Annotated in this window: 10 protein-coding genes; 7 read left to right on the forward strand and 3 right to left on the reverse strand. The window is 69.9% G+C overall.

What is annotated here, in order from left to right; genetic code table 11:
• Positions 1 to 83: 83 nt before the first annotated feature.
• Complete coding sequence (locus ABZ297_RS00090) at positions 84 to 683, forward strand: hypothetical protein (RefSeq protein ID WP_355336951.1); 600 nt, start codon at positions 84 to 86, stop codon at positions 681 to 683.
• Here the strand turns inward: ABZ297_RS00090 and ABZ297_RS00095 are convergent.
• Together ABZ297_RS00095 and wecB are read right to left on the reverse strand one after the other, a co-directional pair.
• Positions 680 to 2716 carry a glycosyltransferase gene (locus ABZ297_RS00095; RefSeq protein ID WP_355336953.1) on the reverse strand — a complete coding sequence of 679 codons (2037 nt, stop codon included), beginning with the start codon at positions 2714 to 2716 and terminating at the stop codon, positions 680 to 682. The two genes, ABZ297_RS00090 and ABZ297_RS00095, sit on opposite strands and share 4 nt — an antisense overlap.
• Positions 2717 to 2785: 69 nt before the next feature.
• Positions 2786 to 3916, reverse strand: coding sequence for a UDP-N-acetylglucosamine 2-epimerase (non-hydrolyzing) (gene wecB / locus ABZ297_RS00100; RefSeq protein ID WP_355336955.1), 1131 nt, complete (start codon positions 3914 to 3916; stop codon positions 2786 to 2788).
• Positions 3917 to 4086: 170 nt separating this feature from the next.
• Between wecB and ABZ297_RS00105 the strand changes: the two genes are divergently transcribed.
• The 6 genes from ABZ297_RS00105 to hisC all read left to right on the forward strand — a co-directional run bounded on the left by ABZ297_RS00105 (position 4087) and on the right by hisC (position 11775).
• The gene (locus tag ABZ297_RS00105; RefSeq protein ID WP_355336957.1) at positions 4087 to 5643 is read left to right on the forward strand and encodes a glycosyltransferase family 4 protein; all 1557 of its coding nucleotides are present in this window, start codon (positions 4087 to 4089) and stop codon (positions 5641 to 5643) included.
• Positions 5644 to 5761: 118 nt separating this feature from the next.
• Positions 5762 to 7024, forward strand: a complete 1263-nt coding sequence (locus tag ABZ297_RS00110) for a nucleotide sugar dehydrogenase (protein WP_350810851.1) — start codon at positions 5762 to 5764, stop codon at positions 7022 to 7024.
• A gap of 19 nt (positions 7025 to 7043) precedes the next feature.
• Positions 7044 to 8132: a glycosyltransferase gene (locus ABZ297_RS00115; RefSeq protein WP_355336960.1), complete on the forward strand. Its 1089-nt coding sequence runs from the start codon at positions 7044 to 7046 to the stop codon at positions 8130 to 8132.
• Positions 8133 to 8175: 43 nt separating this feature from the next.
• A complete protein-coding gene (locus ABZ297_RS00120; protein WP_355336962.1) occupies positions 8176 to 9960 on the forward strand; it encodes a DUF4434 domain-containing protein in 1785 nt (594 codons plus the stop codon).
• A 10-nt stretch (positions 9961 to 9970) separates the two neighbouring features.
• Entirely contained in the window at positions 9971 to 10636 is a 666-nt protein-coding gene (locus tag ABZ297_RS00125) for an NUDIX domain-containing protein (protein WP_355336964.1), read from the forward strand.
• An 80-nt stretch (positions 10637 to 10716) separates the two neighbouring features.
• Positions 10717 to 11775 carry a histidinol-phosphate transaminase gene (hisC, locus tag ABZ297_RS00130; RefSeq protein WP_355336966.1) on the forward strand — a complete coding sequence of 353 codons (1059 nt, stop codon included), beginning with the start codon at positions 10717 to 10719 and terminating at the stop codon, positions 11773 to 11775.
• Here hisC and ABZ297_RS00135 read toward each other — a convergent pair whose 3' ends face one another.
• Complete coding sequence (locus ABZ297_RS00135; RefSeq protein ID WP_355336968.1) at positions 11776 to 13308, reverse strand: hypothetical protein; 1533 nt, start codon at positions 13306 to 13308, stop codon at positions 11776 to 11778.
• Positions 13309 to 13323: the final 15 nt, after the last annotated feature.

Genomic DNA, 13323 nt, shown 5'->3' on the forward strand with positions numbered 1-13323 from the left:
GCATGCTAAAGGCCTTTTCCGGGATATGTCTCAGCATGATGGTCGTTACCGGTTGTTCGTCCGGGCAGGCCGCTGAACGGCCCGTGCAGCCTTCACCGTCACCGTCCGCTGTCGACGCGGGCAGGTTGCGCGCCGCGCTGCTGCCGGTGCCGAAGGGCATGCGCGTCGCGTACGGGCCGGAGATCGGCGCCTTCGGCACGCTCAAGTCCACCCGGCTCGGTCTGGAAGCCGCCCGCGAGACCAAGATCGACCGGCCGGAGTGCGCCGGCGCCGCCCAGCTCGACCCGGCCAAGCCAGAGATCGCGGACGCCCCCGCCGCGGTGGTCGCGTACTCCGCGAACAGGGGGTCGATCACCGAGGCGCTGGTGTCGCTGCCGTCGCCGGGCTTCCCCGACGCACTGCCCGAGCAGTGCGCCAGCTACAAGGCGACCGTGAGCGGCACCAGGGTCGCCTACCGCACCACGGAACTGGCCATGCCCAGGCGCGGCGACGAGTCGCGCGCCTACCTGACCACCGCCTCCGGCGGCGACAGCGACGCGCAGATCGGCTCCATGGTGATCAGGCGCGGCGCCGTGGTGCTGAGCATGGTCGTCGTCGGACGGCGAGTGAAGCGTGATGGGCTGTACGAACTCGGCCGCCTCGCCGACCAGAAGCTGGCCCGCATCACCGCGCCGACCAGCTAGATCAGCACGTGCGCGTCGGGCCGGCCGACGAAGGAGAACTGGGCGTTGCGGGTCAGTTTGATGTGGTCGGCCTGCCAGGTGTGCATGCTCGCGTCGGCGCTGCGCCAGTAGACGAAGTTGAACCGGTCGGCCGAGTAGATCTTGACGCCGTCCTCCTTCAGCCTGCGGACGAGGTGCGTGTCCTCGCCGCGGGTGAGGTCGGGGAAGTTGTACGAGCGGAACATGTCGGCCTTGCCGAGGAACGACCCGCCCTGGACGAGGAACGAGTACCGGTGCTCCAGGCCGGGCAGGCGGAGCATGGTGGTGTTGCTGCCCTCGAAGTAGGAGTAGTGGGCGCCCTTGCCGACCAGTTCGGCCTCGGAGTAGTCGAAGGCCCTGGCCAGGTCCGACAGGTAGTGCTCGCCGTAGAGGTTGTCGTCGTCCATCTTGGCGATGAGCTCGCCCTCCGCGGCGGCGATGCCCAGGTTCATGCAGGCGCCGAGCGACAGCTCCGAGGACGCGGGGAGCACCACGACGTCGGAGATACCCGCCATGCGCGCCTTGTCGGCCACCACCACGGGGTCGATGTCGAGGCCGTGCAGGACCATCACGAGCTGGAGCGGGCGGTGGATCTGCTTGGCCACCGACGAGATCGCGTGCTCCAGCTGGGCGGCGCGGTTGGTCGGCAGCACCACGGAGATCGACCGCGACCGCTGCGGGACGGGCCGGCCGAGGAGCTGGAGGATCTGGTCCACCCGGTGCGAGAACAGGTGCTTGTCGAAGACCTCGCGCATGGCCAGGTGGCCCATGCGGGCACGCAGCTCGGGGCTGTTGATCAGGTGCAGGACCTGGTTGTAGGACTCGACCGGCTCGCGGGCGATCGGCACCAGCTCGCCGAACGTCTCCTCGATCGCCCTCGACCAGCCGGAGACGACCGGGGTGGCGCAGGCCGACAGCTCGAAGACGCGGCGGGCGCACATCGTGGGCGAGTCGAGCACCGAGTTGACGTTGAGGAAGACCTTGTACATGCGGTACGCGGAGAGCATCTGGTCGTAGGGCAGCTCGCCGACGATGTGCGGGCGGTACTTCTCCGGCCAGGCGTACTTCTCGTCCACCTCGCCGTTGCGGGCGAAGATGTGCAGGCCCAGCTCGCGCACCGGGTCCAGGACGGTCTCCATCTGCTCGCGGCGCTCGGGATGCTTGTTGCGGAAGTACATCCCGGCGAAGACGACGTCGTGCAGGCGTCCCTGCCGCTGCTGGATCGGGTTGTGGACGCGGGGCTGGGCGGCGAACTGCAGCACATCAACCCGATCGTGTCCCAAAATTTCCCGATATTTCGGCACCATGTCACCGTCGCAGGTGAACACGTAGTCGAACAGCTTGGCCGTGTCGATGAAGAAGTCGAAGTTCGGCGGGTCCTCCTTGTTCCAGAAGACCGTCGGGATGCCCTCCATGCGACACCAGGCCAGCAGGTCGCGCAGCGGCTCCTTGGGCGCGTTCGTGCCGGTCATCTGGTAGCGCCAGCGGCCCTGGTTCCCGTGCCACGCCGACTCGCAGAACAGCAGGTCGGGACGCTTCTCCGCGAAGATCTCCGGCCAGTCCTTGAGCCCGAACTCGATCTGGTCCCACTCGTAGCGGAACGCCATCCTGGAGAAGTCGTCCAGGATCACCGCGACCTTCAGGTCGGGCCGGTTCACCGGGCCGCGCGGCCACTTCACCGCGGGTACCTCGACCAGCGGCGGCCGGTGCTCGGCGGCCTCGATCGCCTCGGTGACCGGGATGGGCGGCTTGGGCGCCCGCTGCTTCGACCGCACCGCCTCGATGACCTTGCCGGGGCTCTTCGAGCCCAGCGCCTCGCCCAGCTTGAAGGTCCGCTTGGCCTGGGTCGCCTCCAGCTTCCAGGTGGCGTAGGCGGCCTTGGCCTCGGCGATCTCCAGCCGCCGCCGCAGCTCTCTGACCTCCGCCTCGAATCGCTCGACGACCTTGCGCTCCTCGGGCAGCCAGTTGACGGGACCGAGCCGCTGGTACGTGGGCTCTTCGGGAGTTTCGGCCATGAGGGTTACTCGCCTATCACATCGCGGAGGAATGTCATGCTACGGCGCTTTGCCGTACGTCATGGGGGGTTATTCGGAACGCGTGCCCTGGGCCGCGGGTGACAGGTTGTCCCCCTCCAGCCAGGCCGAGATCACTCGGGCGATGCGCGGCCCGGCGGCGCCGTCCCACAGCGGGGGCAGCTCGCCCGACGGCGTCGAGGCGCCGTCGGCCAGCGCCTTCTCCGCCGCGGCGGGCAGGAGGGCGGGCGTGACCAGCCTGTTCGTCCCGTGCGTGATCGTGACGGGCCGCTCGGTGTTCGGCCGGACGGTCAGGCAGGGGACGCCCAGCATGGTCGTCTCCTCCTGGACGCCGCCCGAGTCGGTGACGACCAGCGCGGCCCCCCGCACCAGCGAGAGGAAGTCCACGTACCCCAGCGGGTCCACGACCTTGACCGCCGGCCCGTCGACCAGCCCGGCCTCCGCCAGCCGGGTGCGCCCGCGCGGGTGGATGGGCACCACGACCGGGATCTGCCGCGAGACCTCCAGCACGGCCGAGACCAGCTCCCTGGCGGCCTCCGGGGTGTCGACGTTCGCGGGCCTGTGCAGCGTCGCCACGGCGTAGCGGGTCGGGATGGCCAGCCGCTCGACGACGGGCCCGGGGTCGAGGGAGGGCAGCGCCGAGAAGAGGCTGTCGATCATCGGGTTGCCCACCAGGTGCACCTTGGAGGCGGGCACGCCCTCGGCCGCCAGGTGCGAGAGCGCGTCGGCGGAGGTGGCGAAGAGCAGGTCCGAGAGGGAGTCGGTGACGATCCTGTTCACCTCTTCCGGCATCGACCTGTCGAACGAGCGCAGCCCCGCCTCGACGTGCGCGGTGCGGATGCCCAGCTTGGCGCTGACCAGGATCGCGGCGAGCGTGGAGTTGACGTCGCCGTAGACGACCACCAGGTCCGGGTCCTGGGCGAGGAAGATCTCCTCCAGGCCGACGAGCAGCGCCGCGGTCTGCTTGGCGTGCGTGCCCGAGCCGACCCCCAGGTTCGCCAGCGGCTCCGGCAGCCCGAGGTCCGCGAAGAAGACGTCCGACATCAGCGCGTCGTAGTGCTGGCCGGTGTGGATGATGCCCTGCCGCACGCCGAGTTCACCGAGTGCCCGCACCACCGGGGCCGCTTTCACGAAATTGGGACGAGCGCCAAGAACGTGCAGGACCAGGGGGTTCTCCCTCATTGACCTCGCCTTTCATAGCGGAAGGGAAAAAACGCTGCCTATGGTACGGTCCCCACGTGGCATCCGACGCCAGTCGTCAAGACTCCCCAAAGGTTTCCGCGAAGTCCGCCCGTGCCGGCGTCGGGGGACTCATCAGGGGCTTCGTCCAGCACCCGATCATCGTCTCCCGCGTGGTCGTCACGAAGGTGAAATCCGACCCCGTCCGCGTCGCGCAGGCCGCGGCCGAATCCCTTCCCCCCTCGCTGCGCCCGGTGGTCGGCAAGGTGGCCTGGCCCGCCGCGCGCAGGGCCAGGCGCATGGTGCGCAAGTTCGGCATGCGCGTGCTCAGGGCGCCGTGGAACGAGGCCAAGGAGCTGTGGAACGTCGGCCAGGTCAGCCAGGCCGCCGCGGTGCTCGAAGAGCACACCAAGTACCCGTTCGTGAAGCGCAGGGCCCAGTACTACCGCGGCGAACTGGCCGCGATCAGCCCAGACCCGATCCCGCCGAGCCCCAAGGTGGCCGTCCTCGAGCGGGTGGCCGGCCGGGTGATGCACCTGGTCACCAACGCGCTGCCGTTCACGCAGGCCGGCTACACGGTCAGGACGCACCGCATCGTCACCGCCCAGAAGGCCAAGGGCCTCGACCCGCACGTGGTGACGAGCTGGGGCTGGCCGATGTTCCAGGGGCACGCCGACGCGACCCCGTACGAGGAGATCGACGGCATCCCGTACCACCGGCTGCTGCCCGAGGGGCACGGCGAGATGCCGTTCGAGATGCGCGGCCGGATGGTCAAGGGCGCCGACTCGGTCACTCGGCTCGTCGCCGAGCTGAAGCCGCAGATCCTGCACGCCGCCACCGACCACCGCAACGGCTCGGTCGCGCACGCGGTGCGCGACAGGACCGGCACCCCGTTCGTGTACGAGGTGCGCGGCTTCCTGGAGGAGACCTGGGCGTCGCGTGACCCGATCCGTGTCGGCAGCGAGCGTCACGTGCTGCAACGCGAGCGCGAGGCGTTCCTGATGCGCGAGGCCGACGCGGTCGTCACGCTGGCCGAGACGATGGCCGCCGAGATCGTCGAGCGGGGCGTCCCGAGGGAGCGCATCTTCCTGGCGCCCAACGCGGTCGACGACTCGCTGCTCACCGCCGACTACGACGGCGCCACGTTCCGCAGGTCCATGGGCATCGCCGACAACGAGATCGTGGTCGGCTCCGTGTCGAGCATCGTCGCCTACGAGGGTTTCGCCACCCTGCTGCGGGCCGGCGCGCTGCTGCGCGACGCGGGCAGCCCGGTGCGAGTGCTCATCGTGGGCGACGGCACCGAGCGCGACAACCTGCTTGAGCTGGTGGAGGAGCTGTCGCTCGACACCGCCATCCTCCCCGGACGGGTCGGGCCGGAGGAGGCGCTCCAGGCCCAGGCGGCCATCGACATCTTCTCCTGCCCGCGCGAGGACCTGCGCGTGTGCCGACTCGTTACGCCATTGAAACCTGTCGAGGCGATGGCCCTGGGAAAGCCCGTCGTGCTCAGCGATCTGCCTGCCCTGTCGGAGCTCGTCGGCTCTGACGGCGCGGGGCTGCTGGTCCCGCCCGGCGACCCGGAGGAACTCGCCAAGGCGATCGCCGCGCTGCGCGAGGACCCTGCCAGGCGTGCGGAGATGGGCGAGGCCGGACGTGCGGAAGTGGCAGCCAAGCGCACGTGGGGCCGCGTCGCCGAGACTTATCAAGCTCTATACCGATCTCTGGCCAAATGATGACCTTCGGATTGGCTGTCTGTTGTGACGGGTTCGGTCGCATTAGGCGTGAGCTAGGTGGAGTTGAGATAACCTTTGCGACCATGAAGTGTTGTTTCCGGCTCTCTAAGGCACTGCTGTGACAGAAATCGACTTGGCTGTCATCGGCCTGGGCTACGTCGGCATGCCGCTCGCCAAGGAGGCGGTCGCCGCCGGGCTGCGGGTCATCGGCGTGGACGTCGACCCCCGCAAGGTCGACGCGCTCAACGCCGGGCAGTCCTACATCGATGACCTGAGCGACGCCGACCTCGAGCACATGCTGGCCAACGGCTTCAGCGCCACGCTCGACGAGTCCGTGCTGGCCAAGAGCAACACGATCGTCATCTGCGTGCCCACCCCGCTCGACGAGGACCACCGTCCCGACCTGTCGGCCGTGGAGGGCGCGACCAAGTCCGTCGCCCGCAACCTCAGCAAGGGCACGCTCGTCGTGCTGGAGTCCACCACGTGGCCCGGCACCACCGACGAGGTGGCCCGTCCGCTGCTCGAGAACTCCGGCCTGGTCGCAGGCGAGGACTTCTACCTGGCCTTCTCGCCCGAGCGGATCGACCCGGGCAACCCCAAGTTCGGCCTGCGGAACACGCCCAAGGTCGTCGGCGGCTACACGATGACCTGCCGCGACCGCGCCACCGCCTTCTACGGCCAGTTCATCGAGCAGGTCGTGCCGGTCAGCGGCACCCGCGAGGCTGAGATGGCCAAGCTGCTCGAGAACACCTACCGGCACGTCAACATCGCCCTCGTCAACGAGATGGCGATCTTCTGCGACGAGCTGGGCATCGACCTGTGGGAGTCGATCGAGGCCGCGTCCACCAAGCCGTTCGGCTTCCAGAAGTTCCTGCCGGGCCCCGGCGTCGGCGGGCACTGCATCCCCGTCGACCCGTCGTACCTGTCGTACACGGTGCGCAAGCTCGGCTACCCGTTCCGGTTCGTCGAGCTGGCGCAGGAGATCAACGAGCGGATGCCGTCCTACGTGGTGGCCCGCGTCCAGCGGCTGCTGAACCGGCATAAGAAGGCCGTGAACGGCGCCAAGGTCGTTATGCTCGGCGTCACCTACAAACCGGATATCGCCGACGAACGTGAGACTCCGGCCCTGCCCGTGGCGCGTGCGCTGCTGGAACTGGGCGCCGAGCTCTCGTACGCGGACCCGCACGTCAAGGAGTGGTCGGTCGACGGCACACCGGTGCCGCGTCAGGAGGATCTGGCCGAGGCCGTGGTCGACGCCGACGTGACGCTGCTGCTGCAGCAGCACGCCGCGTTCGACCTCGACATGGTCGAGGCGAAGGCCAGGCTCGTGCTCGACACCCGCGGTGTGCTCACCGAGGGTGAACGCGTCGAGCGGCTGTAGCGACAGGGGGCTGCGCGCAGTGCACGTGCTCGTCATGACGGTGGTGCATAACCCCGAAGACGCGCGGATCCTGCATCGGCAGATCCGCGCCCTCGTGGATGCCGGTCATGAGGTCACGTACGCCGCGTCCTTCACCGCGCACGGCGTGGTGCCCCGGCCGTGGGTGACCGGCGTGGACCTGCCGAGGGCCATGCAACGCAAGCGGTTCGCCGGCGTGCTGGCCGCCCGCAAGCTGTTCAAGAAGATGCGCGGCAAGGTCGACCTGGTGCTCATCCACGACCCCGAGCTGCTGTTCGCGGTCTGGGGGGTGCGCAACAGGCCGCCCGTCGTGTGGGACGTCCACGAGGACACCCCGGCGACGCTCTCGCTCAAGCCGTGGCTGCCGCCGCCGCTGCGCCCGCCCGTCCGCTTCCTCGCCAGGATGCTGGAGGGCACCGCGGAGCGGCACCTGCACCTGCTGCTGGCCGAGACCGCCTACGCGGGCCGGTTCAAGCACGCCCACCTCATCGTCCCGAACGAGACGTGGGTGCCCGACGCGGTCACCCCGCCCGGCGACGACCGGGTGGTGTACCTCGGCTGGCTGTCGCGGGCGCGGGGCGTGACGGAGGCCGTCGAGGTGGCCAGGCTGCTCCAGCCGTACCGGGTGGCGGTGGAGCTGATCGGGTACGCCGACCTGCAGAGCCGTCCGATGCTCAACCAGGCCGTCGCCGAGGGCCTGATCGAGTGGCGCGACTTCATGCCGAACGACGAGGCGCTCAAGCGGCTCGACGGCGCGCTGGCGGGCCTCTCGCTGCTGCACGACGAGCCCAACTACCGCCACTCGATGCCCACGAAGATCGTGGAGTACATGGCGCACGGCATCCCCGTCATCACCACGCCCTCGCCCCGCGCGGTCGAGCTGGTCGAGCGGTACGACAGCGGCGTCGTGGTGCCGTGGGAGGACCCCAAGGCCGTGGCGCAGGCCGTCCTGACCCTCCGGGACGACGTGCGCGAGCGGCGGGCACAGGGCGCGCGCGGGTACGCGGCGGCGCGCGCCAACCACCACTGGCCGAACTCGGCCCGGCGGTTCGTGTCGCAGCTCGAGTCGTGGGCCGAGGCCCGGCGATAGCGCTTCACATCCGGCAGATCACTAGGGCGGTAGGTTCCTGAACGTGCGCTGGCTCTTTGTGCTGCTGGGTGCGGCGATCCTGGCCGCTGCCGCGGCCGTGTTCATCGTCCTGCCCGGCGACGAACCGTCCAAGAAGGTCAACCAGGCCAAGCCGACGCCGTCCCGCACCGACCCCACGCCGAAGGTGAGCGAGTTCACCGACCCGTGCGGAACGTTCGAGACCAAGGAGAAGGCCCCCTACGCCGTCACCGGCTACTGGATCATGCCCAAGTCGAACCCGTGCACCTGGCGCCACCAGATGCAGGAGATCCACGACGTGGGCGGCGACACGGTCATCAGGATCGGGTACGGGCTGCAGTACCGCACGGTCGACGGTGAGGGCCGGATCAAGACCAGGGACGGCGAGCTCGACCCGCTCTACAAGGACTGCGTGGAGGACGGCCTGAGCTGCCACGACGCGGCCGAGCGGGACCTCAAGCAGCTCAACGAGCACAGCCGGATCGGCCGCACGTACGCCTACCGCACCGACGAGTCGTTCGGCCCGAACCTGTTCCGCTGCCCCCAGCTGGAGCACCGGATCGAGGCGGGCAATCGCGTCTACTTCCGCATCCTCGCCCAGTCCGACGGCTCCGACGACGCCTCCTGCAACTTCACCAGGACCGACACGTACGACCTGATCATCGTCGCAGGCGCCGCCAACGACAGCCTGACCCAGCTGCTCGACCTGGCCGAGAAGTTCGGCATCCGGGTCTACCCCGCGCTGCCGCTGGCGCCGCGCGACCCCGACAACCAGACCAGGGCCAACCCCAAGCACCTCGGCACGCTCACCACGCTGACCAGGCGCATCCTGCAGGACTACGGCGTGCGCTTCGCCAACAGGGGCTCCCTGGGCGGCGTCTACCAGCCGTTCGAGGTACAGATGGGCGCCTCCCTGGTCGACAACCCGACCCTCGGTGTCTACGCGAACCAGCACAAGATCGCCGAGCAGGAACTTCCCGACAAGAAGATCCTGATCAGCCCCTACCTGGACGCGCGCAAGCGGGTCGGCTTCGGCCAGACACCCAAGCAGGTGGCAGAGGCGTTCAAGGCGCTGGCCAAGACCGGGGTCGGCATCATCGCGCCGCAGGACAGCCGCGGCACCGGCAAGGTCGGCCTGTTCTGGCCCGACGAGCGCGACACCGAGGTGGACGAGCGGCTGCGCCCGGTCGTCGGCGAGACCACGTACGGCACCGCCTACCACGGCTCCACCCGCGACTACTACCGCGAGATGGCCGCCGCCCGCGAGCAGATGCTGGAGGCCGGCTACGACGTGGAACTCTGGGCCAACGTGGAGGCGTTCGAGCCGTCGGGCAAGGAGCCGTGCGCCCCCGCGGGCTCGCGCGGCAAGACCGACAAGAAGCGCCTCGACCAGGCCGTCACCATGGCGGGCCGGTACGTGCAGAAGATCGTCTCCTACATGTGGAGCGACTTCATGACCTGCGGCTCGCCGTCACTGGAAACGGAGATCGCCAAGGACTGGCAGCGGCCGATCGCCGTGGACGCCATCAGACGCAACCGCGACATCCAGGACGGCATCGAGGTGCGCGGCTACAACCTGGCCAACGGCACCGTCACCGTCGAATGGCCGGGCGGCTCGAAGGAGCTGGTGATCTCGTCCGTCGGCTGGCTGGACGACGACCCGATCGAGGAGCCCGCCGAGGGCATGCAGACCGCCTGGGTGCCGTTCGACTGGGCCCAGGTGCCGGCGGGGGAGTGGGTGAAGATCGGCGTGCGACTTCCGTCGGGACAGGCGACCACGGAGCCGTTGCACGTCCGCGTCGGCGTGTAGCGTGCCTGGCATGGTCCCGAGGATCCCGGTCAGTGTCGACCTGGTCGTGCTCACCGTGCGTTCCCAGGCGCTGAGCGCGCTCGTGTGGCGCCGCGACAACCCGCCCTTCCTGCGGCGCTGGTCGCTGCCCGGAGGCTTCATCCAGCTCGACGAGGACCTGCCCGCGGCCGCGCAGCGTCTCCTCGCCGAACGGGCCGGGCTGCCGGGTGCGCCCGTCCACCTGGAGCAGCTCCAGACCTACGGCTACCCTGACCGCGACCCGCGCCAGCGCGTCGTCAGCGTCGCCTACCTCGGCCTGGCCCCCGACCTGCCCGCCTCGGAGAAGGCGCACATGAGCTGGCAGGCCGTCGACTCGCTGGACGTGATGGCCTTCGACCACCGCCGCATCATGCGCGACGGGGTCGAACGGGCCAGGGCCAAGCTGGAGTACACCTCGCTGGGCGCCGCGTTCTGCCCGCCCGAGTTCACCGTGGCCGACCTGCGCAGGGTGTACGAGATCGTCTGGGGCCGCTCCCTCGACCCGCGCAACTTCCACCGCAAGGTCACCAAGGCCGAGGGCTTCCTGGTGGAGACGGGCGAGAGCACCACCCGCGACGGCGGCAGGCCCGCCAAGCTGTTCCGGCCCGGCCCCGCCGAACTGCTGCACCCGCCGATGCTGCGCTCGCTCAAGGAGTGAGACGCGCGCTCGGGAAAGGGCGGGGCGGGCGCCGGATCACCCTGGCAGGCCCGTTCTGGAGGGTTTTGTAAGGTAAGGCCATGCCTCGTTTCCGCGCGATCCTCGACACCATGCCCCCGTACAAGCCGGGTAGAGCCGTCGTGAGCCCCGACGGCCGGTCGTACAAGCTGTCCTCCAACGAGTCGCCCTACGACCCGCTGCCCTCCGTGGTCGAGGCCATCGCCGAGGGCGCCCGGCAGATCAACCGCTACCCCGACCCGTCCGCGGTCAAGCTGACCGAGGCCATCGCCGAGCGCTTCGGTGTCCCGGCCGCGCACGTCGCGCTCGGGCCGGGCTCCGTCACGGTGGCGCAGCAGCTCTTCGAGACCGTGGGCGAGCCGGGCGCCGAGGTGGTCTACGCGTGGCGCTCGTTCGAGGCGTACCCGCTGCTCGCCGACCTCGCGGGGGTCACGTCCGTGCGGGTGCCGCTGGCGGACGAGGACCACGACCTCGACGCGATGGCCGAGGCGATCAACGAGCGCACCCGGATGGTGTTCGTCTGCAACCCGAACAACCCGACGGGCACCTCGATCCGCCGCGCCGAGCTGGAGGCGTTCCTCGACCGGGTGCCCGGCGACGTGCTGGTGGTGCTCGACGAGGCCTACCGCGAGTACGTGCGCGACGCCGACGTCCCCGACGGCCTCACCCTCTACCGCGACCGGCCGAACGTCTGCGTGCTGCGCACGTTCTCCAAGGCGTACGGGCTGGCGGGGCTGCGGGTCGGCTACCTGATCGGGCACGAGCCGGTGGCGGCGGCCGTCCGCAAGACGACCGTCCCGTTCGCCGTGAACCACCTCGCGCAGGTCGCCGCCGTCGCCTCCCTCCAGGCCGAGGACGAGCTGCTCGAACGGGTCGACATCGTGGTCAAGGAGCGCACCCGGGTCCGCGAGGCGCTGATCGCGCAGGGCTGGGTCGTGCCGCCCACCGAGGCCAACTTCGTCTGGCTCAGGCTCGGCGAGCGCACGCTCGACTTCGCCGAGGCGTGCGCCGTCGAGGGCGTGGCCGTGCGGCCGTTCGCCGGTGAGGGCGCCCGCGTGTCGATCGGCGCCCCCGAGGCCAACGACGCCTTCCTGACCGCCGCGAGCGCCTTCCGCGCGTAGCTACTGGCGGGCCTGCCAGTTGAGGTAGGCGACGCAGAGCAGGGTCGAGCCGTACTGCGGCTCGACGGCGTGATCGACGTAGACGGCGCGCGAGTGGGTGAAGAGCGCGCCGTCCCAGCGGGCCACCGGCATGTGGCGCGGCGCCTGGAGGTACTGGCCCGAGGGCGCCAGGCCGCCGCCGCCGTCGACGCTGACGAAGGTCGTGGCGACGCCGTTGTCGGTGGTGGCCAGGTTCTTGGTGTAGGTGCGGGCGAAGCGGGCCATGTCACGGCCGGTGAAGCCGAGGCCCCATCGGTGGGCGACGGCGGCGAACTCTATGTCGATCCCGCCGTGACTGAGGTCCTCGAACTGCTGCGCGCCCTTGGGCGGTGTCCCGTACGAAGGGGTCCACTCGGAGACGTCGTCGGCCTTGGTGTAGCCGCTGTAGAGCTTGCCGTAGCCGGGCCAGTACGGCCAGACGTAGGCGTCGTCGCCGTCGGTCTTCAGATCGCCGGCGAAGCTGCGGGCGAGGCGGCGGGTGCGGTCGCGGAAGACCGGGTCCCCGGTCGCGGCGGCCAGTTCGGCGTAGGTCTGGCCCAGCCCGAGGGACTGGTTGATGGGCTGCTCGGCACCGTCGTAGGGGACGGGCATACCCTTGGGCCAGATGAAGTAGCCGAGCCCGGCGTCGTTCTGCACCCATTCACGGTCGTGCACAGCCGCTGCCGCCTTGACGGCGGCGAGGTACTCCTCGGCCTTGCTCCGGTAGCGGGCGTTCGCCCGCAGGCGGGGGCTCTGATAGACGAGCCGGACGAAGGAGGCGAGGGGGTACGTGATCATGCCGGTGTGCACGGAGAAGATCACTGGCGCGGCGGTCAGCTTGGCCGTGCCCAGCGCGGGCATCGCGGCCCCCGAAGGTGACGGGCGCAGGTCCTTGGCCGTCACCATGGTCGGCGACGGGTAGGCGTCGAAGATCCGCCGCACGGCGTAGTCGGGGTCGGCCGGGTCCATCGACAGGTCGGCGAAGGTCGACACCTTGTTCTTCTTGGGATTGGCCACTTCGAGGGTGAACCGGCCCTCGCCGCTGCCCGCCCGCACGGTGGCCACCGCGTCGTTCACGTTGGTCAGCGCGCTGCGCACCTCGAGCAGCGGTCGCCCCGCCGTGTCCAGGAGGTTCACGCCTCCCGCCGTGTAGCTGGTGTTGCGCCACGCGGGCAGCGACAGGCCGCGGTAGTCGGTCACTCCGCGCTCGGAGTCACGCCCGGCGAGCACCAGGTCGGCGTTGTGGATGAGCCGGTCCAGGTAGTAGGTGTCGCGGTAGGCCTCGTACATCCTGACGAAGGAGGCCAGCACGTAGGATGCGCCCCAGCCCAGGCCGCCCAGCTCGTTGGTGTCGGTCGGCTGGCCGCTGCCGCCGCTCTCGTGGAAGGCCTTGTCGAACAGGTCGAACGTCTCTCGGGACGTGTAGTCGTGGCCGGCCGCGCGGGCCGTGCCTGGTAGGGCGGCGAGGGCGCCTGCGGCGAGCGCTCCCAGCCCGAACTGCCTGCGGGTCAACATCGGTCGAACACCTCC

The sequence above is a fragment of the Nonomuraea sp. NPDC005983 genome (assembly GCF_040614375.1).
Taxonomy (GTDB): domain Bacteria; phylum Actinomycetota; class Actinomycetes; order Streptosporangiales; family Streptosporangiaceae; genus Nonomuraea.